Consider the following 24,408-nt stretch of genomic DNA (forward strand, 5'->3'; position numbering starts at 1 on the left):
ATGCCGACAGAAGTGATCCTGCCGCGTGTCGACATGGACATGACCGAAGGGATGATCGCGGCGTGGCATGTGAGCGAGGGCGACGAGGTGCGCGAAGGCACGCTGATCTTCGAGATCGAGACCAGCAAGGCGACGATGGAAATCGACGCGCCCGCGAGCGGCTTGATCCGCCAGATCAGTGCGCCGGTCGGCAAGACGGTGCCGGTTGGCACGGCGGTCGCGTGGATCTACGCGAGCGGGGAAGCGCTTCAGGAGCACGGCGGGGCGGCGGATGTTTCATCGTCGGCGCAGGAAGAAGCCTCGCCCGCAGACACGCCCGCAGTGGCATCCGGGTCTTCGGACGCGCAGACGCCCGCCCGCCCCGACGACACCCTGCGCGCGACGCCAGCGGCTCGACGGGTTGCGCGCGAACGGGGCTTGCAGCTGGTCGCCATCGCGGGCACGGGTCCTAACGGGAGAATCGGCGCACAGGATGTGTTGCGTGCCCCCGCCGACAAACCACCCACGCCCGGCAGCACCCCGGCGACGCAAGCTGCGCGTGCGCTTCACACGCTGTGGCTGCGCAAGGACGCAAGCGGCGTGCCGCTCGTGCTGCTGCACGGCTTCGCCGCCGAATTGAACAGCTGGCGTCCGTTTAGCCGGAGTCTCGGCGTCATCGCCGATCCGGGCCTTGGGATGCTGGCCGTCGATCTGCCCGCGCACGGCAAATCGTCCGGCGAAGCGGCCGGTTCGATCGCCGCGATCGTGTCGGCCGTCGAGGAAACGCTGCTTGCCGGGGGTGTCGGCGCATGTCACCTCGTCGGTCATTCGTTTGGCGGCGCGATCGCGCTGGCCGTCGCTGCATCGCAGGCGCACGTGCGTGTCAGATCGCTGACGCTGATCGCACCCGCGGGGCTCGGGCCGGAATGCAACGGCGCGTTCATTCGCGGCGTGACGCAGTCGACGCAGCGCGCGAGTCTCGCTGCATGGCTCAAGCAGCTTTTCGCGGACCCTTCGCGGATGGACGACGCGTTTGTCGCCACCGCGCGGCAGCAGCTCGAAAGCGCGGAAGTGCGCGAACGCCTCGCGATCCTCGCCGACGTGTTTTTCCCCGACGGCACGCAAAGCCTCGATCTACGCGGCGCGCTGGAGCAGGTGAGTGCAGGCGTACCGGTGCGCGTCGTGTGGGGATTGCAGGATCGCATCCTGCCGGCGCGACATGCCGAAGGCCTGCCCGGCCGGATCGCCGTGCATCGTTTTGCCGGCACCGGCCATCTGCCGCAGGTCGAGGCACAGGACGAGGTCGCGAGAATCGTTGCCGAAAACGTCGCGACTGCATTGGGAGAGAGCGTCATGCGTCGTGGCGCGGTAGGATGACGCTGCTTTAATTCGTTGTGCCCGCAACCCGTGCCTTGCACGCCGGCTTCGGGATGGATGAATGGCAAAGGGAAGAGGGCGCATCACCCGCGTTTTCCCCAATGCAAACGAAAATGAACAATTGTATTATCGAAAGTACAAGATGTTCACCGAAAGTGGATGTAGAGAGCCCGCCGTGGAACGGTGCCGCAGCAGTCGGGCGCGCGAAGGCTCCAGTCAAGAATCAGGAGACGACGATGGACTATGTGCGCGGTGCCCTGCTCGCCCTGGCCGTATTCTGGGCGTTGCAGCTGGTGGGTTCGCTGTATCAGATGCGCCGCTATCGCGAGGCCGTGCAGGATGCGGCGCGTCGCTGGCATAGCGGCTTTCTTGGCGTAGGCTCCTGCAAGGTCAGGCTTGGACGTGGCGCGGTTGCCATCGTCGTGCTCTCGGCCGATATGCGGGTCTGCCAGTTCCTCAGCATGTCCGGTTTCACGGTCTTCACGCGCTTTCAACCTCACCCCGGCTTCGAAGAGCTTTCGATGGAAGCGTTCGTCGAGCGCCTGCATCGCGCGAAGCTGCGCGGCAGCATCGTGAAGGCCGCCATCGATGCACTCGAACGCGCGCACCGCGCGGCCGAAGCGCCTCCCGGGGAAGCGCCGCAGGCCGCCGAAGCGCCGGCCTGATCCGGGCGGTCAGGCCTCACGACTTCCTGTCTTTCCGCTCTATCGCTTTTGCATTCTGTCCGGCTCCGCGTGGTGACCGCCGTGTGGAGTTTTTCGCGATCGTTTCGGTTTATCTGGGAGATTCGCCATGTTCATGCTCGATTGGCTTACGCATCTCGCTGAAGGATTTATCGGCATCTTCAACGCCGGCGGTAAAACGTTTGTGGGTTTCGTCACGGGCATCCTGCCCACGCTGATCGTGCTGCTGACCGCGGTGTACACGATCATCGCGCTCGTCGGCGAACACCGGATCCAGGGGCTCGCGCGCTTCTTCTCGAAGAACGCCATTACGCGCTACACGCTGCTGCCGCTGCTCGCGATGTTCTTCCTCACCAATCCGATGGCGTACACCTTCGGCGTGTTTCTGGAAGAAAAGCACAAGCCCGCATTCTACGACTCGGCCGTTTCGCTGTGTCATCCGATCACCGGGCTTTTCCCGCACTGCAATCCGGGTGAACTCTTTGTCTGGCTCGGCGTGGCCGCCGGCATCGCGAAACTCGCGGAAAGCCATGCCGCGCCGTTTTCGATTCCCAAGCTCGCGTTGTTCTATCTGATCGTCGGTCTGTTCGTGAATCTGCTGAAGGGGATTCTCACCGAGGCGCTGACCCGCATGCTGGCGCATCGGGAAAACATCAAGCTGTGAGGCATTGCCGTTACGGGCAACCGGACATCACAACATCGAGACAGAGGGGCATCTGAAATGGACACACGCGTATATAAAACCGTCCGGGTCGAACGCGGGCCGAACGGCTGGGGCGGCCCGCTCCTGATCCGGCCGACGCCGGAGCGCAACAAGATCGTCGCCGTCACCGGCGGCAACATTCCCGAACTGGCGAAGGTGCTGGCCGAGATGACGGGCGGCGTGCTCGTCGACGGCTTTCGCACGCCGCCGCCCGAATCGGAAATGGCCGCGGTCGTGATCGATTGTGGCGGCACCGCCCGCTGCGGCGTGTACCCGCGCAAGAAAATTCCGACGATCAATCTGACTTCGGTCGGGCAATCCGGCCCGCTCGCGCAGTTCATCACCGAAGACACCTACGTGTCGGGCGTGACACCTGAGCATCTGACGAGTATCGATGACGGCGATTCCGCCGCTTCGTCGACCGGCCCCTCGCATGCGACGTCCCCGTTCGGGGCGCCGGCCGGCGCGGCCGTGGTCCTGGAGGAAGCGGCGCAGCACTCACGCGGCGTCGTCGGCCTGATTACGTCGATCGGGCGCGGCATGGGCGGCGTCGTCAACGTGCTGTTCAACAGCGGCCGCAAGGCGATCGACACCGTGATCCGCAACGTGCTGCCGTTCATGGCGTTCGTCACGATGCTGATCGGCGTGATCAATTCGACGGGGATCGGCACGGGCCTCGCGCATCTGCTGTCGCCGCTCGCCGGCAACATCATCGGCCTGATCGTGCTGTCGGCGATCTGCGGGCTGCCGTTCCTGTCGCCGGTGCTCGGCCCGGGCGCGGTCATCGCGCAGGTGATCGGCGCGGCGATCATCGGGCCCGCGATCGGCAACGGTACGATTCCGCCGCAGATGGCGCTGCCCGCGCTCTTCGCGTACGACACGCAGGTCGGTTGCGACTTCGTGCCGGTCGGGATGGCGCTTGGCGAAGCGAAACCGGAGACAATCCGTATCGGCGTGCCGGCTGTGCTGATCAGCCGGCAGATCATGGGGCCGATATCGGTTCTGATCGCGTGGGCCGCGAGCTTTGCACTCTAACTGCTGTCCGGGAACGAAAGAGAATGACCATGCATTACTACAAGACTGTGATTTCAGAGGTGGGTCCGGAAGTGGGCGATCTGCTCGAAGGCGGCGTGCTGATTCTGTATGCACACGGCGCGCCGCCGGAACTCGCTGAGGTGTCGGTGCTGCATCGGGTCGAAGCGGCGCACGAAAAGGCGCCGCAGGTCGGCTCGCAACTGCGTATCGGCGATGTCAGCGCGTTCGTGACGGCGGTCGGGCCGACGGCGTGGAACAAGGTGAATGAACTGGGCCACGTCGTGATCAACTTCAATGGCTCGCCTGCGGCCGAGCGCCCCGGTGAAATCTGCGCGCAACCGGTCGATGTGGCCGCGCTGCTCGCCAGCATTCGCAGCGGCGCGGTGATTGAAATCGCGGATCTGTGACGCATCGCGGTGAGCGCGGTGAGTTCGCCGCGATGCGTGCGTGGTGTGAAACATGGACTGTGAAATACGGGCTGTGAGATACGCGCTTTGAAACATGACTGGACAGGAAGGTCTTGCCATGCTGGAAACCGAAATCGTTGTGAAGGTAAGCGAAGGTCTGCACGCGCGGCCGGCGACGCAGTTCGCCAAACTCGCGAAGGAGTTTTCCTGTTCGCTGCAGATTTTTCGCGGCACGACGAGCGCGGACGCGAAGAGCGCCGTGAAGCTGATGCTGCTCGGCATCAAGCAGGACGACCAGATCCTGCTGCGCGCCGACGGTTCCGATGAAAGCGTGGCGCTGAACCGGCTGCTGGCGTTTCTGACCGAGCCGTCGGCGGGCGTTCAGCCTGCAAAGCCGGTGCATACGGAAGAGGCTTCGGCGCCGGTCAGCGGTTCACACGTTGCGCAGGCTGAACCTGCCGTGCCTGGCGCCGTGCAGCATGTGCGCGGCGTGCCGGCCAGCGAAGGCCTTGCATGCGGTGAAGCGTTTGTGTACCTGCCCGAAGCACTTCGTGCGACGCGGCAGTTCATCGAGCCGCACGAAGTCGCCACGGAACTTGACCGCTTTAGCGTTGCGTTCGCCGAATCGATTGCTGCGCTCGACCAGCAGTTCAAGACGATGGGCTGTCACGAAGATATCGTCGAAGCGCTCGCCGACGTCGCGCAAAGCGACGAGTTTTCCGGCGCGGTGAAGCAGCGTATCGCGTCGGGCTGGGATGCGGCGGCGGCCACATTGCAGGTGGGCGAGGAACTCGCGGCGGCGTTTCTCGCGATGGAAGACGAATACCTGCGCAGTCGCGCCGACGATATCCACGGCATCACGCGTCAGGTGGCATTGCGGCTGCTCGGCATGGAAGACGTGAGCCTTGCCAGTCTGTCGAGGCCGTGCGTCGTGCTTGCTGCCGAACTGAGCGCGCCGGATTTCGCGCGCGCCCAGGTCGCGAATATCGTCGGGCTTGTCTGCACGAAGGGCAGTGCGACGTCGCATCTCGCGATCATGGCGCGCTCGCATGGCATTCCGGCGGTGCTCGGCCTGCCGGTCGACGAAGCGGTGCTGCGGAGCGCGACACGCGTCGCGCTCGACGGTGCGCAGGGGAGCGTGTGGTTCGATCCGTCACCGGACGTGGAGGCGGGATTCGCGACGCGCATCGCGCAGGAAAAGAGCCGTCACGCGGCGTTGAGCGTGTATCGCGACGTCGAGCCTGTCACGCGCGACGGTCGCCATGTCGAGATTGCGGCGAACCTCGGCTCGCTTGCCGAGATCGACGCCGCGCGCGAGGCGGGCGCGATGGGCGTTGGCCTCTTTCGCACTGAACTGCTGTTCATGGACCGACGCACGATGCCGGACGAGGACGAGCAGGCCGCGATCTACACGAAGCTCGCGCAGGCGTTTCATCCACGGCCGGTCGTGATCCGCACGCTCGACGTGGGCGGCGACAAGCCAGTGCCCGGCATTGTCTTCCCCAGGGAAGACAATCCGTTTCTCGGCTGGCGCGGCGTGCGGATGTGCCTCGACCGGCCCGACGTGTTCATGCCGCAGTTGCGCGCGTTGCTACGGGCTGCGACGCTCGGCAACGTGCAGGTGATGATCCCGATGATCGACGACGTCGACGAGGTGCGTCGCGTGAAAGCGCTGATCGCCATCTGCGCCGAAGCACTGACGCGCGAAGGCGTCGCGTGGGGGCAGCCGAAGCTCGGCATCATGGTCGAGACGCCGGCTGCCGCGCTTACCGCCGATCTGCTCGCGCAGGAAGTCGATTTCTTCTCGATCGGCACGAACGATCTGACGCAATACGTGATGGCCGCCGACCGGATGAATCCGGATCTGGCGTCGCTCTATCGCACGGATCATCCGGCCGTGCTGCGCGCGATCGGCATGGTGTGCGAGGCGGCCAGAAACGCGGGTATCCCTGTTGCCGTGTGCGGCGAGGCGGCCGCGAGGCCGGAGATGATTCCGCTTTTCGTGAGCCTGGGCGTCAGCGAATTGAGCATGAGCCCATCGTCGGTGTTGCGCGCGAAGAAGATCGTTTGCGAGCTTTGATGTCGTGAACGGTGGCGCTTCGGCCGCGCGCTTTATGGGCGAAGATGGTGCGTCATGCGGCATGAATGCACCAATATGGTTCATTTCGTGAATCGTTAAGTCTTCAATGCAGTGCATGGCGCGTTCCCGCGCAAGCGGGCCGCGAGTGTCTTCTTCACTCGACAATCGTGTGCCGCGCGACCTGGCAGAGGCGCCCGCAGCCTCCCTGCGCGGGACATTGCGCAAAGTCGCGACGGTCAGATTCCGCTCACCCGAATCTCGCCCGGACGCTGTGCTGCGCGTGTTGGGGCATGAAAATTGCATGTCTCACGCCAGGGTCAATGGCGACTCCAATACATCGAATATGTGCTGACTGCCTGTCGTCGGGCCGTCATCAGGGACAACGGCGTCCCGAAACGTGATTCGCGCTGAACGAGCAATCGGAGGCGCGCACGTTTCGGGGCGCTTTTTTTTGCGCTGGCGAAAAGCCAGTGTGTGGTCCGCCGACGGGCTTCCTGATCCGGGTCTTCTCACGCTTCCTACATGAAACAGCAGACACAAACACGCTACGAAGACGTTTCCGGGCAGGGCAGTCCGGCAGGGAGTTCGCGGTGATCACCACCGTGCTCGCCGACATCATCAAGGAGATGGACCCGTTGATCCATAGCGTCGTCGATACGTCCGGCACGCGCGACGCATCGCGCCGGCGGGGCGCGCAACGCCTGGAACCGGTCGCCACGGCTGGATGATCCGGCTCACCATTCCGGGATTGAACATGCATAAGCTGTTATCTGATTTTCTCCGGTCGTGTCTTGCCGCCGAGCCTTCCCGCGCGGCAGCGGACAACGAAGTCGCGACGTACTGTACGGACGATGACGAACGGGCGCCGCGGCATACCGCCGATCTGCGTCCCGCCAGCCAGCGTGGACGCAGGCGGCGCGCGCAATCGCGGCATCACAGAAGGGATTTTTCGCGGATGGGGTGAGGGGTGAGTCTGCGGGGAGGGTGTCGCTGAAGAATTCGCGCTGACGATGAAGGCAGCAGATAGCACGGTCTCCTGCATACCGTGAATGTCGACTGTCACGCTGGGGTAGATATCGCTATCGCATATCGTCCCGGTGCATCACGAAACTTTCCGTGCGTGAACCGTAGTGCTTCGTGACTTCGGCGCCGGCCATCAGTCTGGACGATTTCAGGATTGGACTTGCCACGACATACAGTCGATCGGGATCGGGGCCATACATATACAAATAGCCATCGTTGCCGTCAATATGAAACTCGGTCTCGCCGAGTTCGCCAACACCCGCATGTTTAATCGCGCTTTCCAGCCGATGTTCCAGAATGTGAATCCGCGCGCGGTCCCTGGGGTAGTAATCGAAATGGACCATCATCACCGGTCCTGGTGGTCTCTGTAGCTGTTCCGAAGCTGCACCGCCCGCGAACAAGGCGGTGCATAGAAATGTGGCGAATGCTCTTCTTCTCAGCATGGGCACGATATCGTCCGTGAAATGAAGTTCAATTTTCGACGATGTAGACAGTCCCGTCGAGCGCTCCTTTGCGGCTGAACCGAGTGCTGCTGTCAACTGGATTGACGGCCGTAATTCCAGGTACCCAGGTCAACGGCACACTCAAGTTTTTTTCTCGCCTGTCGTTTACATGACATGTGCCGGGTGGCACATCATTCACGCCGCGTTATCGACAGCGGCGATTCCCTCATCCGGGAAATCCAGATTCTGGCCCAGGCTTTAACCACTACTCCCAATCCGGTCTGCAATGAGAAAGTACATAGCAATTTTCGCTATCGCAGGCACGCTGCTGACTTCCGGCTGCGCGACCGTTTCCACCATGTCACCGACGACGACAACGAGTTCCGTTGATACGACGAAGAACTCGTATGCGTTGATGACGGTGACACTCAAGAATGCGTACCATACGAGCTATCAGCCGAGCCCCATCGTGGTGAACATGGAGCGCGGAGCGGCGGACAGTCGCGAAGACCGGCTGAATTTCAGGTTTGACGATCAGGCAACCACGACGGGCGACTCCGGTAACCACTATTTCATTCGACTTCCTCTCGCTCCCGGAAAGTATGTGATGCGCGGAATCACGGGGCAAAGTGGCATATTCCCGTTCCACGGCATGTTCTTCACACCGCTTCACGAGGTCGTCGAAATCAAGCCGAATTCCATCATGTACCTTGGACACATCGACGCCACGGTCGTCGAACGCAAAGACGGCGAGTTCCGTGCAGGGCCGCTCATCCCCCTGATCGATCAGGCGGCAACGGGCTTTAGTGGCGGGACGTGGGACATCACCGTGTCGGACCAGTTCGACGACGACGTGTCGGCGTTCAGGAAAGACTTCCCGGCGCTGAGCAGCGCATCAATCGAACGTGACGTGCTGCCCGCCTGGGACAAGCAGAAAGCGACCGAGTGGTGGGCTAACCACTGACCTTGATGGTGCGGTGTCCGGCGCGCGCAACTGGCATTGCGCAATTGCGCGTCGCCGGACCATGGATGCATCGCACCCAGACTTCGCGGTGAACCGCCGGATTGTCGCCAGTCTGAAATCGTCAAGGCTTCATGGCCAGCAACATCGATTGACTGGCCGAACCGCCGCGTCTGCGTGTTAATTGGCAGTAGCCGCTGCGCGCTCTATCGCGGTTATATCGATCTTCTTCATTTTCATCATCGCGTCCATCGCACGCCTGGCGGGATCGTGATCGGGTCCGTTGACGAGCTCGAGCAGCCGCCTCGGCGTGATCTGCCACGAAAAGCCCCAGCGGTCCCTGCACCAGCCGCAAGGTGCCTCCTCTCCGCCACTGCCGGTAATGGCGTTCCAATAACGGTCGGTCTCTTCCTGGCTATCCGTCTGGACCATCAAACTTACCGCCTCATTCGCCTTGAAACTGGGCCCGCCGTTCAACCCTACGAAGCGCCGGCCGAGCACGGTGAACTCGACCGTCAGCTCAGGACCCTGCCCAATGCCCGGTATAGGGGATACATGACCTGCGTCGACACGGCTGTCGGGAAAGGTGGCGGCGTAAAACTCCGCCGCCTCGCGCGCTTTACCTTGATCGAACCACAAGCATGTTACGAGCTCAGCCATCGCAATCTCCTTTCAGAAACACGTGCCGTCAACCGGCTTTGAGGGCAGCATCCTGACGCTCATGCCATCGAGACATCTGGCATTGACTGTCTCTAATAGCCTGGCTGCTGAGTTCGAAATGCGCAAGCTCGAATCCTGAAACATCGGCGAAACAGGGGTGGATTGCGACTAGCCGCAGTCGACCCATATTCGCCATTCGGATTCCCAGATTGGTCACCGGGAAGCGGTCGTTCAAAGGGGCGGTCTGGCTTCGACTTAGTCGTTGCACCGCGCGCTGCCGCCCGGGACTACCGGTCTATCGTCGCGTTATCTTCGCGGGTTCGCCCCAGCTGGCGACCAGTGCCCTCAGCGACTCGCGCACCCAGCGCTGGGAGGCATGTCCGTGGCTTCGCTCATGCCAAAGCATGCTCACCTCGAAGCTCGGCACGGGAATAGGGCAGTCAACGATCATCAACGCGTCGACCCGATCGCGCACGAGTCGTTGCGGTACTAGAGCGACGAGGTCGGAGCGGGCCACGATGTCAGGCACAACCAGGAACGAGGCCGCGGACAGCACCACGTTGCGCTGGAGACCTAGGCTCGCCAACATATCATCCACGGGCGTGGAGAAATCGCCGCCGCGCAGCGACACGATGATGTGCTCCAGCTGTGCAAATTGTGCCGCCGTGAGCTTGCGGCGCAGACGCGGGTGGCCGAGACGGCCTATCAGCACGTAGCGCTCGTCGAACAGGTGACGGCTGCGCAGGTTGGTCGGGGCGTCGCGGGGCGTCATCAACGCGAGGTCTACCTCCCCGCGGGCCATCTGCGCTGCTAGTTGCGGCATGTCCAGGAAACGCACCGCAACCCTCACGCCGGGCGCTTGTTGGCGCAACTGCAATACCAGCGGCTGCACCAATGCAGCCTCCAGATAGTCCGTGCAGGCGATAGCCACAGTCAGGCGGGCCTGCGCAGGATCGAAGTGCACATGACGGCCCACCGTGGCGCGCACTTGGTCTAAAGCATCACGTAGAGGCGCCAGAAGTTCATCGGCCTTTGCTGTGGAAGTCATGCCACGCTGCGCCGGAATCAGCAACGGATCGTCGAACAGATCGCGCAGGCGCGCGAGCTGTGCGCTCACTGCCGGTTGGCTCAGATGCAAGCGGCGCGCGGCGCGCGTCACGTTCTGCTCTGCCAGCAAGGTTTCTAGGGTGACAAGTAAATTCAGGTCCAACCGGTTGGTATCCATTGCATGGATAGTAGACCAGAAGACCGACGATTTCACTCCGTGCGAGGTTCTGCCCACACTGCACATGTCGGCGCGCGTGTTGCGTGCCTGTCCGGAGAAATCGCATGTCCCATTTATCATCAATGCCTCTGATTACCGTAGCTGGTGCCTCCAGCAAGCAAGGCCGCAGCGTGGCCAGCACGCTGCTGGATAGCGGTCGCTATCGAGTGCGCGCTTTGGCGCGAAGCGTCGATAGCGAACCGATGCGCGAACTGGCCCGGCGCGGCGCCGAGGTCGTCGTCGCACCGCTGGAAGCGGGGCGCAAAGCGCAGTTTGCCGCGGCTTTGCGAGGCTCGCACGGCGCTTTTTTGATGACGCCGCCAATTGCGCCCGTACCGCCGCCGGGCCGTCCCGAATTAGCGCTGGGCATGGAGCTGGCTGACGCGGCGCTCGCCGCGGGCGTGGAGCATGTCGTCTGGAGTAGTCTCGAAAATGTCGACGATCGCACTGGCGGCACTCTGTGGGCGCCACACTTCACCGAGAAGGCCCTAGTGGAAGCTTACCTGCGCACACTGCCGCTTCACAGTTCATTCATCCAACTTGCCTTTTTCTACAGCAACTTTCTTGAGCACTATCTGCCCCGCCCCCAAACTGACGGCGGCTTGAGTTTCCCGGTTTACCTACCGCCCGACACGCCCGTGCCGTTCGTTGATCCGCTGACCGCGACCGGTCCGGCGGTGATGGCGCACTTCGACAATCCGGAGTCGTATTCCGGCCGAACATTACCTGTCATCGGTGAGGTACTGACTGCGCGCGAACTTGTGGAAACTTTCGTGCGCGTTTCGGGGGTGCGTGCGCACTACACGTCTGCATACACACGCGAGGATTTGCTAAAGAACTTCCCCGCATTCGGTGCCGACGAGTGGCTGGTACGCGAGCTCGTGGGAATGGTTACCTACGCGGTCGAATACGGGTACTACGCACCCGACCGGGACCTGGCATGGAGCCGACGAAATGATCCGACCGCACTGACCTGGGAAGACTTTCTTCGACGAAGTGGTTGGCGGGGAGAGCATATGAGCTTCGGTGTTGCAATCGGCACATAGAAGCTACGTCCGCCCAAAGCGGCCATACGCGACGGACGGCTCATGGCCGGACAGCGACATTTCTCGACGACCTTCACTTCAGGGCTATCTTCGTGGAACGTCGAGCACGGTTACCGGCCTGCGCCCAGCTCCTGCTGTCGCCGCAGTCGCGCGTCTTCCTCAAGAGAAATACTGCATGGCGTCCCGCCCGGACTCATGATCCGGAACCATTCGCAAGCGAGGGTGTGCCCAAACGCTCTCCACCTCTCGCCGCGACAAGATCGAGCCAACCCCGGTCGCTGAGTTTTTCGGCGGTCTGTTAATTCACCTGGCACCGTTCGCGGCGAAAGTCTCCTTTGCCTCTGGCGATGCCAGGAACTTGATGAAAGCTTCAGCTGTATCGCGTTGTGAGGTGTTCGCCATGAGCACGGCGGTATACGTGAGAGTGCTCTGGAGATCACCCGGAAGCGGGCCAAGAAGCTTTATGCCGGGTGTCGTCGCGATGAGCGGTATCGTACCGGCCACCATATCATTGCCGTTGCCTTTTAGCACAGGTTCAAAAATCCCGTTGGGCGTCGTGCGGACAATCTTCGGCTTGAGTGTTTCTGCGATTCCCAGCCGCTCAAGGGTGCTTGCAAAGGCCTGCCCCGATTTAACACTGTTAAAGACAAGGAGGTCTGCACCGAGCAACGTGCTCCTGAGCTTTTCAACAGTTGAAATATCGTACGCCGGGCCGTCCTTGCGGTTACCGAGGCCGACGCCAACGTGTGCGATTACCGGTCTGTCTCCAGCACTTGCTTTGCCCGATTTCGTAAGGTCCTCAGCAAAGTCCGGCTGAACGATAACAACGTCGGCCGCTTCGCCGTCTTCAATCCTTTTCTTCACAACAGGCGATGGGTCGAAAACCAGGCTGACCTGATTATGTGTCTGCTGGCGATAAAGATCGACGACCCTGGTTAGCGCAGGCTCGAGTGGGCTATCGCTCATGACCTTGATGTCGACTGCTTGAACTGTTGCAGCGAACATAAAGAATGAGCCTGCCAGGAAAGTGTGCAGGCTGATGCGGTTAAATTTTGCGTTCATGGAATCGGCACGTCCTGTTGACGAACGTCTGGCGCTGGGTGTTGGTCAACGCACATGGAAGTTCTGCAAACGATTCACTAACACAACCTGTAGCCTTCACTCATAGCAGGCCGGGTCGAAACTCAGTGCTTGCAGAGCGCTACCGGCGCACCCCGCACATCGCAGCCAGGCGGTCAGAGGCTATTGATTCCAGGTACACGGAAAGCGTACACCTGCGATAAGCGGCCGGCAAACCCATGAGCGTCCGGCAAATGATGGAACGGAGCAGCGCCGACCGAGGGGGCCCGTCGAATGACAGCGACGCGGCGCCCCTCCACTGGCTGGAAATTTTTTACCAGCGCTGGTGGACCTGAGGCGCTATATGGCGCTCATAGACTTCGCGGACGCGCTGCATGGCCTCATCGGACAGCGGCGCGAGACTCGCAGCCGAGACGTTCGACGCCGCCTGGACCGCGTTTTTACTGCCCGGGATGATGACGGAGACGGCATCCTCCATGAGAATCCAGCGAAGCGCCAGTTGCGCCATGGAGGCGTCTACCGATACGAGGCCGCGCAGCTCGTCGACCGCTTTCAACGCGATGTCATAAGGCACCCCGGAGAACGTTTCGCCGACGTCGAACGCTTCGCCATGGCGGTTGAAAGCACGATGGTCATCAGACGGGAAAACCGAATTCGCGGACATCTTGCCTGTCAGCATCCCGCTCGCCAGAGGCACTCGCGCAATGACTGCAACGTTCTTCTTTTGCGCCTGCCTGAAGAACAAATCGGCAGGGCGTTGACGGAACATGTTGTAGATAATCTGCACCGACACCACATTGGGATACTCGATCGCCTTCAGCGCTTCCTCGACCTTTTCGACCGACACGCCGTAGAAGCGGATCTTGCCGGCAGCGACAAAGCTGTCCATCGCGTCGAACACTTCGGGATGGTAATAAACCTCCGTCGGCGGGCAATGCAATTGCACCAGGTCGAGCGTATCGACGCCCAGGTTCGAAAGGCTCCGGTCGATGAAACCCGCGAGCTCACGCCTGTTCGTATAGCCACTGGTTACATGCGGGTCGAGTCGACGCCCAAGCTTGGTCGCCACGATGGGACGCTCGCCGCCTCGTTGCCGCAACACGTCCCGGATAATCCGTTCCGAACGACCGTCACCGTAGACGTCTGCCGTATCAATGAACGTAACGCCGTTATCGAGCGCGGCGTTTAGCGCGGCCTTGGCGTCGTCTTCGGCGACGCCGCCCCACGAGCCGCCAATCGCCCATGCTCCAAAACCGATTTCCGACACATTCCAGCCGGTACGACCAAATTTTCTCTTCAAAAGTGTCATTTAAGTGCTCGTCCTGTGTTTTGCGAAGTTACGTCGCTGGCGTTTCAATGAGCCGCACTGCATCAGTGCCAGTGGCCTTTCATTCATAGTGTAACAACCAGGCGGACGCTGTAGACGTGGCAGGTGCCCGAATCCATGCCGCGCTGTCAGCGATCGATTTTGCGTGTTGATGACGTCGGGGGATTGCCCGGCTACAGCTTCATGAAATCGCGCACGTACTTTTCGATCCGGATTTCGAGTGGGTGGCCGCTTACCAGTCTGTCCGCACGGACATAGCTGCTAAAAACCTGTGCGTCCTGGCACAACGCGGCCTGGATGTCCCGAAGCAGTTCATCGCGGGATAATGCCGGAAATCGAATTTGCATGTCGGCCAGCAGCTGGATCTCGCTTGCAGCCATCTCGTACTCTTCGGACCGGATTTGATCGAAGTTACCTGCCTTCGCTGCCGTCACCCAGAACGCCCACAGGCGCTCCGCGAATTGCCGCACTTCGGGTCTCATGCCCTCGGGATATTTGACGAGAATCTTCTCGATAACGCTCGCAGGATACGACTCTTGAGCCATGGAGACGGGCGGCGGCGGTGCATCGTTTGGCGGATTCTCCGGACGCTTGCGAAAATACTGGCTCGCGATCTTCTTCGGAGGAGGGGGTGAAGAAGTCACCGGATTGTCCAGATTGCAGGTGCCGTTTGCCGTCCTGAGCACGCAGTCGACGAGCGAGAGGAAGATCTTGTTGCTCTCGCTGCCGGAGGACAGATAGATGGATTCGAAGTCGTGCCCACCCAGGAAGTCGAACGCGGCCACCATGTTCGGCTTGAGCGGCGGGTCGAAATTCCTGACATCCATGGCGGGATTGTTCGCCTTGATGTAGCCCCGTAGTCCGCCGATGATTCCGTCAAACCAGCTTGTCATGTAGTTGGTTTGCGCTTTCGATCCGTTCGGCATGACGATCCAGGCTGCGGGAACTGCGACTCCAACCACATGCAAGCGCGCGCGTTGCGTGTCGCCAAGGTTTTTCTGGAGCGCCGAAACCGCCATGTTGGAGTAAAGATTGCCTTGTGAATGCGAAACCAGCAGAAGGTCCGCGCCAGTCTGGAGGGCGTCGTGAAGCTTCTTCGCATCATCAAGCGTTTCCATCAGCACGGTTTGCGGCGGGTCGAGCAGATTAATCGTGCGAATCCGGAGATCCTCCACCGGATCGGCAGCCGCCGTCGCCAGTTCCTTCACGTAGGGGCTCAAAAAATCCGGCTTCTCCAGAAGCAGTTCAAAATGCGCACGGGTAATGGCGGCAACCGCTTCCGGATCCCTGGTTTCCAGAACTTTTTGAAGCGCCACTTCCTGCAGATTCTTCCCCGTCGCGCCAACATGATAGAGAAGAATGACATTGCGCCCGGCATTGGGGCGCCTGCCGCCATCGCGGACGTCGGCGACAAGACGTACCAGATGATCGACGGCTCCCTGCAAGTTGGTTCGCATCCCGTTTGAGAATGCGATGTCCACGATCTTCCCGGAGTCGGCACGGGTCGCTGAACACGGCGCCAGCAACGTGAAGAGCAACACGCCTGCGATCGATGCTTTCCGTGACATGTCTGGGCACTCCTGCGAGACGAAGTGTCGAGGATAGAATGGGCGCAGTACCGCATCATTCACATGGCAGGTATGTGCGCCAGCAAACGCGGGCACTTCAGTTATGCCCCTCGCTTACTGTCTCAGGTCGCAATCCGGCAATGGCCGCCCCCACTGACATAGGCGACCGCGGCGGCCGCCAGCAGGGGTAGCAACGCATTTGCGTCGCCTGTCAGTTCGAATGCAGATACTGCGGCCATCACGGCCGCGCTCTCGCGATTCAGGGAGACAAACATGGCTCGACTGCTATCGGTGAATGTCGGACTGCCGCGCGACATCGACTGGAAAGGTCGCACGGTCCACACCGGAATCTGGAAGGAGCCGGTGCATGGGCGCTGCTGGGCCGGGCGGTTGAATCTGGCGGGAGACGGTCAGGGCGATCTGGCTGGGCACGGGGGTGAGCAGCGGGCCGTGTTCGTCTACCAGATCGAATCGTATCGCCATTGGCAGGCGCAACTGAAGCGGACCGACTTCGTCTACGGACAGTTCGGCGAGAACTTCACGATCGAAGGCATGCCGGACTCCGCGGTGTGCATCGGTGACCGCTACCGGATCGGCACCGCCGTGTTCGAGGTGACGCAACCTCGGGTGACCTGCTACCGCGTCGGTATCCGGACGAACGAGCCCCGGATGCCTGCCTTGCTGACATCCAGCGGACGGCCCGGGTTCTATTTCCGCGTCCTGCAGGAGGGCGCCGTCGGCGCTGGCGACGACATCGTGAAAGTCGGCGAGGCAGACGAGCGCGTGAGCGTCGCCGGGATCAACGCGCTCCTGTATTCGCCTCATCATCCGCGCGACCGGCTGGAGCAGGCGTTACGCATCGATGCACTGTCGCCCGGGTGGCGCGGGTCATTCGAGGCGCTGCTGCGGGACCAGACGACGGGTACGGCGAGCGGGAACGCAGGACTTGCGCCGGCAGCCGCCGCACATCCGGTCGCACCCGGATTCCGGCCGCTCACGGTGACGGCGATCGAACAGGTATCCGCCGATGTGCGCTCACTGACGTTGCAGGACACGAGCGGCCAACCGCTGCAAACGGCGCTACCCGGTCAGTACGTGGTGCTGCGTCTGCCACGGCCCACCGGCGGCCCGCCGCTCTTTCGCAGCTACTCGCTTTCGGGCGCCGCATCGACGCAGCGCTATCGGATCAGCGTCAAGATCGAGCTGAATGGGGCTGCGGGAACCTGGCTGCATAAGCATGTCCACGTCGGAGATGCACTCGACGTCAGCGCGCCGCGCGGCAGCTTTGTTCTGCAGCCCGGAGAAGGTCCGCTGGTGCTGCTCAGCGCGGGAATCGGCGTGACACCTGTTCTTGCCATGCTGCACGCGCTGGCCGCAGCCGGCTCGACGCGGCCGGTGTGGTGGCTCCACGGCGCTCGCGACCGGCAGTACCACGCATTCGCGGATGAAGCCCGCGGTCTCGTGCACGCACTGGCGCACGGGCGCAGCTATGTCTGCTACAGCCGGCCGGATTCGCGCGACCGCATCGGCGAGGATTTTGATGCGACCGGTCACCTGTCGCGGGCGGCGCTCGACGAGGCAGGCGTGCCGCGAGGGGCGGATTTTTACCTCTGCGGCCCAACACGCTTCATGGCGGACATGAGAATGGCGCTCGCCGCCCTGAGCGTCGCGCCTGAGCGGATTCACGCCGAAATCTTCAACGGCGGTGAGGCGCTGACACCTGGAATCGTCGGCGCCCGGGCGCGTGCGCCGCACCCGCCGGAAGGAGATGCCGACACCGGGCCACTCGTTTCATTCGCGCGCAGCGGCGTCGCGGCACACTGGAATGCGGCGGTGTATCCGGGCATTCTGGATATGGCCGAAGCGTGTGACGTGCCGGTTCGCTGGTCGTGTCGAACCGGGGTCTGTCATAACTGTGAAAGCGGACTGGTTTCGGGGACCGTCAGCTATGGTCCTGAGCCGCTCGACATGCCTGCGCAAGGGAACGTTCTTGTTTGCTGCGCGCAGCCGGTCGGGGACGTCGTCGTCGATTTGTGAGCGCGAACCTGGTCGCCCTTTTTTGAGGTGAGCGGCTCTTTCACAGGTGCTACCGGTACGTAATCGTCACGCCCCAATCCCGGAGATATCCGGCCGCAGGTGGAGCATCAGAGCCGCGCATATCAGACCGAACCCAAGGTGCGGGGCGACGATTGCAACCAGCATGGCGGTCGTGAAACCCGCAAGGACGATGAGCGACCGGTACCTCGCCGTACGCCGCATACGCGCGGACACCATGGCGGCGTCCGCATGGGCCAATACCTGGTATTCGAAAATGTTGTACGCCGTGTCGATGCATATAAAAAGGCCTGCGTAAAACATGACGGACGACGACGCAAACCGGGTCGTCGCGACCCACGCCGTCGCGAAAGGCAGCAGCGAGACCAGGAAGAGGTGAACGAAGTTGAGCCATATCATTGCCAGCGTCGGTGGACCGACGAACCGCATCAGATGATGGTGACTGATCCAGATGATCGCGATGAATTCGTTGAGATAAGCGCCGTTTGCGTGGATGACGACTGGCGTGGAAAAGGGCTTGCCCGTCGGCTCGTGAAAATCCTGCGCAGGGAAATTGAGCACCGGGGGGCGACGCCGTTTCTGCACGTGTTCGGTAACAACCGTTCTGCGATTGCATTGTATGAACGTCTGGGCTTCGAATTGCGCCGCACGTTTTACCTTACCCGCGCCGGACATGCCGATCCGCATCGGGTACGGCAGTGAACGCACCTCGCGTTTAGCCAGTTCAGCCTTGAGCAAATGTCAGTGTCAGTGTTCACCGGTTAGACGCCTGATCGACCCGCTTACTCCGAACGCCGTCCTGGACACCGGGTAGACGGGCCCGAAGATCGCGCGATAGGGGAAAGCCGGGTCCGAGTTCGTCGTCAGCGACCCAACGCCACTCGACACGTTCACGATGCGGGCTGCCATCGCCTTGCGCAGGAGCGGCAGCATCGCCAGTCAGCGGGCCTCGGCCGCCCACGCCTCGGCATCGGCGCCGGCCGGAATGCGCATGGGGGACGACGGGTCGGTCACTGCGAGCCACACCGCTTCGGCGACGTCCCGCGCATGGGTGACCGGCAACGATGTGTCCGTCAACCGCGCGAAGACCTTTTGCACGAAGTCGGCATAGGCCGCGTGGTCGAGGCCATGCATGCGGTCGTGCGCATTCTCGCTGAAGCGTGTCTCAGGCGAGCGACCCGGCAGCACCAGGCGCACGCGCACGCCGAACGGCTCGAGTTCCAGCGCCACGGACTCGGTGAACGCGTTCACTGCCGCCTTGCTCGCCCGGTAGGCGCTGATCAGGGGGAGCACCTTTAGCGTCACGCTCGACGTGACGTTCACGATGACGCCGGCCTTGCGCTGCCGGAATTGAGGCAGCACCGCCTGCGTCATGGCCATCGTGCCGAAGGTGTTGGTCTCGAAGACCTCGCGCACCGTCGATATGGGGGTGATCTCGGCCGGGGACGCCGCACCGAAGCCCGCGTTGTTGACGAGCGCGTCGATCGCACCTGCAGCCTCCACGGCCTGGCGGATGCTTTCCGGATCGGTAACGTCGAGCGCCAGCACGCGCAGGCGATCGGAGGGCGGCAGCACGTCGTTGCGCGGCGTGCGCATCGTGGCGACGACGTGCCAGTCACGGGCCAGGAAGTAGCGCGCGATCTCGAGGCCGAAGCCAGACGAGCAACCTGTGATCAGTACGGTTTTCATGGGAAGTCCTATGGGGATGTGTACCCACACGATAGATCGCCGAGGCCGTACTTGCTACAATCCAGAATCCGAATTTCATTTGCAGGAGTCCGGCGATGATCGATCCATTAGCCGAAGTGGTGACGCTGCTGCAGCCGGGTGCCCGGTTCTCCAAACTCGTCCTCGGCGCCAGCCCCTGGCGCATCAGTCGCTCGGATGCCGGCGAGCCGTTCTATTGCGTGATCCTCGAGGGCGGGTGCCGCATCGCGATCGACGGACACCAGCCAATCGAGCTTCTGTCGGGTGACTTCGTCCTGATTCCAGCGGCTTACGGCGTCGCGATGTCCAGTCTCGAGCCGCCGCCGCCGGGCGTCGAGACGCCGGCGCCCATCGCGCTGGGCAACGGTGAATTCAGAATCGGCGCCCCGGACAACCCGATCGACGCGCGCATGATGGCGGGCCACTGCAGCTTCGGTTCGCCGGATGCGTCCCTGCTGGTCTCGCTGCTGCCGCAACTCGTGCATGTGCGCGGCGAACAGCGGCTGGCCACGCTCGTGCAACTTGTGCGAGAGGAATCACGCGAGCAGCGGCCCGCGCGCGAGGTCGTGCTCGCACGGCTGCTGGAGGTACTGCTCATCGAGGCGCTGCGGTCCGCGGCAGGAACGAACGCGTCGCCGGGTCTGGTGCGCGGGCTCGCGGACGGTCGGCTCGCGGCCGCGATCCGTGCTTTGCACGATCGTCCGACGCACGCTTGGACGGTCGCCGAGCTCGCGAAGGAGGCCGCGCTTTCGCGTTCGACGTTCTTCGAGCGCTTCAGCCGCGCGGTCGGCGTCGCACCGATCGAATATCTGCTCACCTGGCGCATGGCACTCGCGAAGGACCTGCTGCGCCGCAACGCAGGCCGTGTCGCCGAGATTGCACAGCGCGTCGGCTACAGCTCCGCCAGCACCTTCAGCGTCGCCTTCACGCGGCACGTCGGCCGGCCGCCTGCGCAGTACGCGCGCGAGGAGCGGGCGGCCGCGAACGGCGCGTAAGACGGCCCAAAAAGGCCGTGTCCGGATCCGCGGACTCAGGACGCGAATTCCTGTTCGCCGCGGAAAAGCATCCGGTCGGCGAGCCAGACCGCCAGCAGCGTCGCGCCCATCAACGGAAACACCATGCCGAGCAACACGAGGCCGGTTTTCCAGCCGCGCATCGGCGGCGCCGCGCGCTCACGCGACGGCGCACCAGGCAAGCGTTGCGGCCGACGCATCCACCACATCACGCAGCCGGTTATCGCCATGCCGGCAAGCCCCAACGAAATCGCCGCGCACAGAATCTGGTTGGCGACACCGAAATATCGCCCCATATGCAGCGATGTGCCGTACGACACCGTCTGCGAAACCGCGCCGTAGTCGCCGTAGCGGATGTCTTTCAGCACCGCTCCGCTGTACTGGTCGATATAGAGGGTGCGCTCGGCTTTCGGATCGGCCGGGAAGTACGAGACCGTATAGACGCCGGTGGGCGATGTCGGCAGCGCGATGTCGTAGCCGTCCGTCACGCCGAGCGATGCCACCAGCGTAATCACTCGGTCGAGCGACAACGCCTGCATCCTGTTACGTCCGGTGGACTCCGGCACCCTGACGTTGCCGACAGCCCACGGCGTGGACGGCAGCGGCAGGTCGTCCATCACCATGCCGGGCATCGATCCCATCTTCGATTCCGCTGCGTCGGGCGCTGCATGTGTGTGCCCGGCGTGTTCCGCATGAGCGCCGGGCAGCGCGGAGCGCAACGGCAAGCTGCCCCATGAGCCGGCAGGTGCACCCAGGTTCGCGCTGGTCGCAAGCGCCTTGAACTGTTTGCCCCACGAGCCGGACCACGGCAGACCGGTCAGCACGAAAGCCACCGCGCCGAGCGCGAGCCAGGCGCCCATCACCGCATGCAGGTTCTTCCATAACGGCCGCCCTTTCAGCGTGAAACGCGGCCGCAGCGCGGCGCGCAGGGTTGTCTTCTCGCGTGGCCACCAGAGCGCGACGCCGGTGCCGATCATCACCAGTGTCCAGCACGCGGCCAGTTCCATCAGCAACTCGCCGGGCTTGCCGAGCAGCAGCTTGCGATGCAGCATGCGGTCCACCTGCATGAAACGATGCTCGACACTCAGCGTGCCCAGAATTTCACCGCTATAGGGGTTCACATAGACGCTTTGCTTGTCTCCATCACGGAGGCGAAAGACGAATTCGGCGCTGCGATCAGGCATCGTCGCGATCGCGGCGGTCACGGCTACCGCATCGGCCGGCATCGCCGTGCGGGCCTTCGTCAGCAACGCGTCAGGGCTAAGCCGCGGCGTGGCCTGCGGTTCGACAACCAGCCGGTGAGGGTAAAGCAGCGGCTCGATTTGCGGCTGGAAGCAATACAGCGTGCCGGTGATCGCAAGGATCACCAGAAACGGCATCACGAAAAGGCCCGCATAAAAGTGCCAGCGCCATAGCGTCCGGTAGCCTGCGCCTGCCGTGCCGGCGGATGACGCAGTGTGTTGAGCAGTCGTGGTGGACATTCAATCCTCCTGGGTACAAATCATTGATCTTTCATTTCGGGCAGCGCGGCGCAAGGGGCTACCCGATACCTGAAGCCGCGCAGGCGTTCACATGCGCAGCTTCGCTTCGAGGTAGAACGTGCGGCCCGGATACGGGTGGTAGACGAAGTAACGCTCATCGAACAGGTTGTCGACGCCGACGCCGATTTCGCTTAGCTTCGTTGGCCTGAAGGTGAACTTCGCATCCGCGACGAGGTACGAACTCGTGCCGCCGAACACGTCCGGATTCGTGTCCGTATTGGTCAGCGTGTTGTATTGACGGCCTGAATAGCGCGCTGCGAGCGTCATCGCCGAGCGTTCGTCGATGTGATACGTCGTGGCGACGGTCGCGCGCCACAGCGGGATGCGATAAAAATACTTGCCGACGCTGGCCGGATTCTGCGCATTCTCGATGATCTTCGATTGGGTCCAGGCGACGCTCGCCAGCAGATCGAGTCCGCGCACGAACACGTCCTGCCCCTGATAGCTGGTCTCGACGCCGCGCGAGCGCACCTTGCCGATGTTCTGGAAGTTCGTCACGCTCGGGATCACGGTTGTATCGGTCTGACTGAAAATCGTGTTTTTGACGTCGTCCTGGAACAGCGAGAACCGGAACAGTCCGTTCCAGTGCGCCCATTCGGCCGTCAGTTCTTTTGACAGATCGTCTTCCGGCTTCAGATGGGGATTGTTGTTGACGATCGACGAACCGTTGATTTGCCCCTGAAACAGTTCGCTGACGGTGGGAAAGCGATACGCGCGGCCGACCGATGCGCGCAAGGTCAGATCGTCGGTGACATCGAACGATAGCGAGGCCTTCGGCGAGAAGTGATGCTGGTTCACACCGGCTAAAGCGATCGTCGTGGCGGAGGATGCCTGCGAACCGTCATACGCCTGCCAGTCCTCATAGCGCACGCCGTAGACGAACTTCCAGCGCGGCAGGAAATGCCATGCGTCCTGCGCGTACACCGCCTGCGTTTGCGTCTTGCCCCTGAACGCGTTCGCAAAAGTCGGGGCCGGTCCGTCGCGCCAGTTCAACGTGTTGTAGCTCTCGTTGTCGAGAAAGTAGTCGTCGTAGTGATAGCCGAAGCTCAGCCAGTGATTCGCGAGCCCCGCCTGGCGGGCGGCGGGCGTGTAGGTGGTTCTGAGGTCGAGCGTCTTCCAGCCGGTGCCGTCGCCGAAAATCACGGTGCCGTCGTCGTTGCCGGGAGCCCCCGAATTCGCGGTGCGTGCGACGCTGTTGCTGATGTCGTAGTACGACGCGATGGCCTCGCCGTTCCAGCCGGTCTCGTTGCGCGTTTTCAGCGAGACGCCATACAGCCAGTTCTCGCTCTGTCCGAGGCTCGGTGCAAGCGCGGCGGCGGGGATCGTGTACTCGTAGCCGCCGATGTCGACCTTGCCGCTGTAGACGGGATTGCCGTTCGCGTCGCGTAAAAACGTCGAAGTCGCGCTGCTGTACGTCTGATGCCAGTAGCCGAGTGTGAAACCGGCTTGCAGCGTCGGCGTGAAGTCGTACTGCATCTTCAGCTTGAACTGGTCCTGGACCGTATGCTCGATGCCCTCGCCATTCACGCCGAGCACGGCGGTCGGCGCGTTCGTCTGGTTGTTGTAGAAATATGCACCGGTGACGGGCGTATCGCCGGCCTTCGCGGGCGTGCCGGACTTCGCGAGCGTCGCGAACTGCAATGGCTGGCTCGTGTTTTCCAGATGATTCACGCCAAGCAGATACGAGAATTTACCGATCCGGTCGCCGATCGACGCGCTCGCTTCACTGCCGTTGAAATTCTGGTTCACGCCGAACAGACTGAAATGCTGCGTGAACGCTTTGACGTCCGCGTCGGCTTCGAATTTCTTCGGCATGCGCGTGCTGATCAGCACCGTGGCGCCGAACGAATTGCCCGGATACAGCGCCGAAAACGGACCGTAGATCACGTCGACCTGCTGGATCTCGTCGGGGAACACCATCGACCAGCGCGGTGGAAACGAGTAGTTGTTGCCAAGCAGGTTGCTGAGCAGCAGACCGTCGGCATAGACGAGCCCGCGCGCACTTTGCGTATTGCTGGTGCCGCGCACGGCGATGATTGAGTTCAGGTCGCCGATGAAGCGTTTGCGCACGGCAAGATTCGGCATGTACTTCAGCACGTCTTCCGTGTTGGCGACGTTCCAGTTTTCGAACTGCGCGCGGGTGACGGTCTCAACCGAGCCCGGCAGATTGGGATCGACGGCGGGCTGTGCCGCGCCGCCACCACCGCTCGCCGCGGCGCTGACGGTGACCGTGGGCAGCGTCGTGTCGGCGATGACGTCGTCCGCATGTGTGATCGATGGAATGAAAGAGAGCGGCAACAGGCCGAGTGTGACGTGATGCGCGCGGCGGCGCGCGTTGGCGCAGGCGGCCACGGACAGCCTTCGCCATGCGAAGTTGAACATGAGCATTTCCTTGATGCGTTGAACGAACGATCGCGCGCGCAGTTAATCAGCGCATCTGGCATCGCGACCGGAAT

The 24,408-nt window shown here is 62.4% G+C and carries 24 protein-coding genes and 1 pseudogene; 13 read left to right on the forward strand and 12 right to left on the reverse strand.

Annotated features, from left to right (window positions below; all coding sequences use genetic code 11):
- The 7 genes from LPA34_RS08790 (at position 1) to LPA34_RS08820 (ending at position 6,992) form a co-directional block, all read left to right on the forward strand.
- A complete protein-coding gene (locus LPA34_RS08790) occupies positions 1-1,356 on the forward strand; it encodes an acetoin dehydrogenase dihydrolipoyllysine-residue acetyltransferase subunit (RefSeq protein WP_228977059.1) in 1,356 nt (451 codons plus the stop codon).
- A gap of 236 nt (positions 1,357-1,592) precedes the next feature.
- Complete coding sequence (locus tag LPA34_RS08795; RefSeq protein ID WP_228977061.1) at positions 1,593-2,021, forward strand: transcriptional regulator GutM; 429 nt, start codon at positions 1,593-1,595, stop codon at positions 2,019-2,021.
- A 127-nt stretch (positions 2,022-2,148) separates the two neighbouring features.
- Entirely contained in the window at positions 2,149-2,703 is a 555-nt protein-coding gene (gene srlA / locus LPA34_RS08800) for a PTS glucitol/sorbitol transporter subunit IIC (RefSeq protein WP_228977064.1), read from the forward strand.
- A 57-nt stretch (positions 2,704-2,760) separates the two neighbouring features.
- A complete protein-coding gene (gene srlE, locus LPA34_RS08805; protein WP_228977065.1) occupies positions 2,761-3,777 on the forward strand; it encodes a PTS glucitol/sorbitol transporter subunit IIB in 1,017 nt (338 codons plus the stop codon).
- Positions 3,778-3,800: 23 nt separating this feature from the next.
- Positions 3,801-4,184, forward strand: coding sequence for a PTS glucitol/sorbitol transporter subunit IIA (locus LPA34_RS08810; protein ID WP_228977067.1), 384 nt, complete (start codon positions 3,801-3,803; stop codon positions 4,182-4,184).
- Between the two features lie 94 nt (positions 4,185-4,278).
- Positions 4,279-6,264 (forward strand): phosphoenolpyruvate--protein phosphotransferase, encoded by a 1,986-nt coding sequence (gene ptsP / locus LPA34_RS08815; RefSeq protein ID WP_228977069.1) that lies wholly within the window; start codon positions 4,279-4,281, stop codon positions 6,262-6,264.
- A 590-nt stretch (positions 6,265-6,854) separates the two neighbouring features.
- On the forward strand, positions 6,855-6,992 hold the full coding sequence (locus LPA34_RS08820; protein WP_228977175.1) for a hypothetical protein: 138 nt from the start codon (positions 6,855-6,857) through the stop codon (positions 6,990-6,992).
- Positions 6,993-7,343: 351 nt separating this feature from the next.
- On the opposite strand, the gene LPA34_RS08825 is transcribed toward LPA34_RS08820, so the two are convergent.
- On the reverse strand, positions 7,344-7,826 hold the full coding sequence (locus LPA34_RS08825) for a hypothetical protein (protein ID WP_228977071.1): 483 nt from the start codon (positions 7,824-7,826) through the stop codon (positions 7,344-7,346).
- An 87-nt stretch (positions 7,827-7,913) separates the two neighbouring features.
- On the opposite strand from LPA34_RS08825, the gene LPA34_RS08830 reads away from it, so the two are divergent.
- Complete coding sequence (locus LPA34_RS08830) at positions 7,914-8,120, forward strand: hypothetical protein (RefSeq protein ID WP_228977072.1); 207 nt, start codon at positions 7,914-7,916, stop codon at positions 8,118-8,120.
- Positions 8,089-8,694, forward strand: coding sequence for a hypothetical protein (locus LPA34_RS08835; protein ID WP_228977075.1), 606 nt, complete (start codon positions 8,089-8,091; stop codon positions 8,692-8,694). The genes LPA34_RS08830 and LPA34_RS08835 overlap by 32 nt, the downstream gene beginning before the upstream one ends.
- A gap of 177 nt (positions 8,695-8,871) precedes the next feature.
- On the opposite strand, the gene LPA34_RS08840 is transcribed toward LPA34_RS08835, so the two are convergent.
- On the reverse strand, positions 8,872-9,351 hold the full coding sequence (locus LPA34_RS08840; protein WP_228977077.1) for a VOC family protein: 480 nt from the start codon (positions 9,349-9,351) through the stop codon (positions 8,872-8,874).
- A 295-nt stretch (positions 9,352-9,646) separates the two neighbouring features.
- Positions 9,647-10,576 carry a LysR family transcriptional regulator gene (locus LPA34_RS08845; RefSeq protein ID WP_089165707.1) on the reverse strand — a complete coding sequence of 310 codons (930 nt, stop codon included), beginning with the start codon at positions 10,574-10,576 and terminating at the stop codon, positions 9,647-9,649.
- Between the two features lie 104 nt (positions 10,577-10,680).
- On the opposite strand from LPA34_RS08845, the gene LPA34_RS08850 reads away from it, so the two are divergent.
- A complete protein-coding gene (locus LPA34_RS08850) occupies positions 10,681-11,661 on the forward strand; it encodes an NmrA/HSCARG family protein (protein ID WP_061939274.1) in 981 nt (326 codons plus the stop codon).
- Between the two features lie 303 nt (positions 11,662-11,964).
- On the opposite strand, the gene LPA34_RS08855 is transcribed toward LPA34_RS08850, so the two are convergent.
- The 4 genes from LPA34_RS08855 to LPA34_RS08870 all read right to left on the reverse strand — a co-directional run bounded on the left by LPA34_RS08855 (position 11,965) and on the right by LPA34_RS08870 (position 15,911).
- On the reverse strand, positions 11,965-12,723 hold the full coding sequence (locus LPA34_RS08855) for a molybdate ABC transporter substrate-binding protein (protein WP_228977079.1): 759 nt from the start codon (positions 12,721-12,723) through the stop codon (positions 11,965-11,967).
- A 331-nt stretch (positions 12,724-13,054) separates the two neighbouring features.
- Positions 13,055-14,050 (reverse strand): aldo/keto reductase, encoded by a 996-nt coding sequence (locus tag LPA34_RS08860; protein WP_228977081.1) that lies wholly within the window; start codon positions 14,048-14,050, stop codon positions 13,055-13,057.
- A 191-nt stretch (positions 14,051-14,241) separates the two neighbouring features.
- On the reverse strand, positions 14,242-15,636 hold the full coding sequence (locus tag LPA34_RS08865; RefSeq protein WP_228977083.1) for a hypothetical protein: 1,395 nt from the start codon (positions 15,634-15,636) through the stop codon (positions 14,242-14,244).
- Positions 15,637-15,758: 122 nt separating this feature from the next.
- Positions 15,759-15,911: a hypothetical protein gene (locus LPA34_RS08870; protein ID WP_228977085.1), complete on the reverse strand. Its 153-nt coding sequence runs from the start codon at positions 15,909-15,911 to the stop codon at positions 15,759-15,761.
- Here LPA34_RS08870 and LPA34_RS08875 point away from each other — a divergent pair.
- On the forward strand, positions 15,910-17,673 hold the full coding sequence (locus LPA34_RS08875) for an MOSC and FAD-binding oxidoreductase domain-containing protein (protein ID WP_228977087.1): 1,764 nt from the start codon (positions 15,910-15,912) through the stop codon (positions 17,671-17,673). The genes LPA34_RS08870 and LPA34_RS08875 overlap by 2 nt on opposite strands.
- Positions 17,674-17,739: 66 nt before the next feature.
- On the opposite strand, the gene LPA34_RS08880 is transcribed toward LPA34_RS08875, so the two are convergent.
- A complete protein-coding gene (locus LPA34_RS08880) occupies positions 17,740-18,120 on the reverse strand; it encodes a TMEM175 family protein (protein WP_228977089.1) in 381 nt (126 codons plus the stop codon).
- Positions 18,121-18,150: 30 nt separating this feature from the next.
- On the opposite strand from LPA34_RS08880, the pseudogene LPA34_RS08885 reads away from it, so the two are divergent.
- Positions 18,151-18,393: pseudogene (locus LPA34_RS08885) on the forward strand (GNAT family N-acetyltransferase); the annotation flags it as partial.
- A gap of 45 nt (positions 18,394-18,438) precedes the next feature.
- On the opposite strand, the gene LPA34_RS08890 reads toward LPA34_RS08885, so the two are convergent.
- Both LPA34_RS08890 and LPA34_RS08895 read right to left on the reverse strand, forming a co-directional pair.
- Positions 18,439-18,624, reverse strand: a complete 186-nt coding sequence (locus tag LPA34_RS08890) for a hypothetical protein (protein WP_228977092.1) — start codon at positions 18,622-18,624, stop codon at positions 18,439-18,441.
- A gap of 6 nt (positions 18,625-18,630) precedes the next feature.
- On the reverse strand, positions 18,631-19,380 hold the full coding sequence (locus LPA34_RS08895; protein ID WP_228977093.1) for an SDR family oxidoreductase: 750 nt from the start codon (positions 19,378-19,380) through the stop codon (positions 18,631-18,633).
- A gap of 95 nt (positions 19,381-19,475) precedes the next feature.
- Between LPA34_RS08895 and LPA34_RS08900 the strand changes: the two genes are divergently transcribed.
- Positions 19,476-20,393: an AraC family transcriptional regulator gene (locus tag LPA34_RS08900; protein ID WP_228977094.1), complete on the forward strand. Its 918-nt coding sequence runs from the start codon at positions 19,476-19,478 to the stop codon at positions 20,391-20,393.
- Between the two features lie 35 nt (positions 20,394-20,428).
- Here LPA34_RS08900 and LPA34_RS08905 read toward each other — a convergent pair whose 3' ends face one another.
- Positions 20,429-21,892 carry a PepSY-associated TM helix domain-containing protein gene (locus tag LPA34_RS08905; protein ID WP_228977096.1) on the reverse strand — a complete coding sequence of 488 codons (1,464 nt, stop codon included), beginning with the start codon at positions 21,890-21,892 and terminating at the stop codon, positions 20,429-20,431.
- Between the two features lie 87 nt (positions 21,893-21,979).
- A complete protein-coding gene (locus LPA34_RS08910; RefSeq protein WP_228977098.1) occupies positions 21,980-24,334 on the reverse strand; it encodes a TonB-dependent receptor in 2,355 nt (784 codons plus the stop codon).
- Positions 24,335-24,408 lie beyond the last annotated feature (74 nt).

The organism is Paraburkholderia gardini, assembly GCF_907164575.1.
Classification (GTDB): domain Bacteria; phylum Pseudomonadota; class Gammaproteobacteria; order Burkholderiales; family Burkholderiaceae; genus Paraburkholderia; species Paraburkholderia gardini.

Bases quoted from the DNA above. Each gene is read 5' to 3' on its own strand.
- LPA34_RS08790 (WP_228977059.1), top strand. From the start codon at position 1: ATGCCGACAGAAGTGATCCTGCCGCGTGTCGACATGGACATGACCGAA.
- LPA34_RS08795 (WP_228977061.1), top strand. From the start codon at position 1,593: ATGGACTATGTGCGCGGTGCCCTGCTCGCCCTGGCCGTATTCTGGGCG.
- srlA (WP_228977064.1), top strand. From the start codon at position 2,149: ATGTTCATGCTCGATTGGCTTACGCATCTCGCTGAAGGATTTATCGGC.
- srlE (WP_228977065.1), top strand. From the start codon at position 2,761: ATGGACACACGCGTATATAAAACCGTCCGGGTCGAACGCGGGCCGAAC.
- LPA34_RS08810 (WP_228977067.1), top strand. From the start codon at position 3,801: ATGACCATGCATTACTACAAGACTGTGATTTCAGAGGTGGGTCCGGAA.
- ptsP (WP_228977069.1), top strand. From the start codon at position 4,279: ATGACTGGACAGGAAGGTCTTGCCATGCTGGAAACCGAAATCGTTGTG.
- LPA34_RS08835 (WP_228977075.1), top strand. From the start codon at position 8,089: ATGTCACCGACGACGACAACGAGTTCCGTTGATACGACGAAGAACTCG.
- LPA34_RS08840 (WP_228977077.1), bottom strand. From the start codon at position 9,351: ATGGCTGAGCTCGTAACATGCTTGTGGTTCGATCAAGGTAAAGCGCGC.
- LPA34_RS08845 (WP_089165707.1), bottom strand. From the start codon at position 10,576: ATGGATACCAACCGGTTGGACCTGAATTTACTTGTCACCCTAGAAACC.
- LPA34_RS08850 (WP_061939274.1), top strand. From the start codon at position 10,681: ATGTCCCATTTATCATCAATGCCTCTGATTACCGTAGCTGGTGCCTCC.
- LPA34_RS08855 (WP_228977079.1), bottom strand. From the start codon at position 12,723: ATGAACGCAAAATTTAACCGCATCAGCCTGCACACTTTCCTGGCAGGC.
- LPA34_RS08860 (WP_228977081.1), bottom strand. From the start codon at position 14,050: ATGACACTTTTGAAGAGAAAATTTGGTCGTACCGGCTGGAATGTGTCG.
- LPA34_RS08865 (WP_228977083.1), bottom strand. From the start codon at position 15,636: ATGTCACGGAAAGCATCGATCGCAGGCGTGTTGCTCTTCACGTTGCTG.
- LPA34_RS08875 (WP_228977087.1), top strand. From the start codon at position 15,910: ATGGCTCGACTGCTATCGGTGAATGTCGGACTGCCGCGCGACATCGAC.
- LPA34_RS08870 (WP_228977085.1), bottom strand. From the start codon at position 15,911: ATGTTTGTCTCCCTGAATCGCGAGAGCGCGGCCGTGATGGCCGCAGTA.
- LPA34_RS08880 (WP_228977089.1), bottom strand. From the start codon at position 18,120: ATGCGGTTCGTCGGTCCACCGACGCTGGCAATGATATGGCTCAACTTC.
- LPA34_RS08890 (WP_228977092.1), bottom strand. From the start codon at position 18,624: ATGCTGCCGCTCCTGCGCAAGGCGATGGCAGCCCGCATCGTGAACGTG.
- LPA34_RS08895 (WP_228977093.1), bottom strand. From the start codon at position 19,380: ATGAAAACCGTACTGATCACAGGTTGCTCGTCTGGCTTCGGCCTCGAG.
- LPA34_RS08900 (WP_228977094.1), top strand. From the start codon at position 19,476: ATGATCGATCCATTAGCCGAAGTGGTGACGCTGCTGCAGCCGGGTGCC.
- LPA34_RS08905 (WP_228977096.1), bottom strand. From the start codon at position 21,892: ATGTCCACCACGACTGCTCAACACACTGCGTCATCCGCCGGCACGGCA.
- LPA34_RS08910 (WP_228977098.1), bottom strand. From the start codon at position 24,334: ATGTTCAACTTCGCATGGCGAAGGCTGTCCGTGGCCGCCTGCGCCAAC.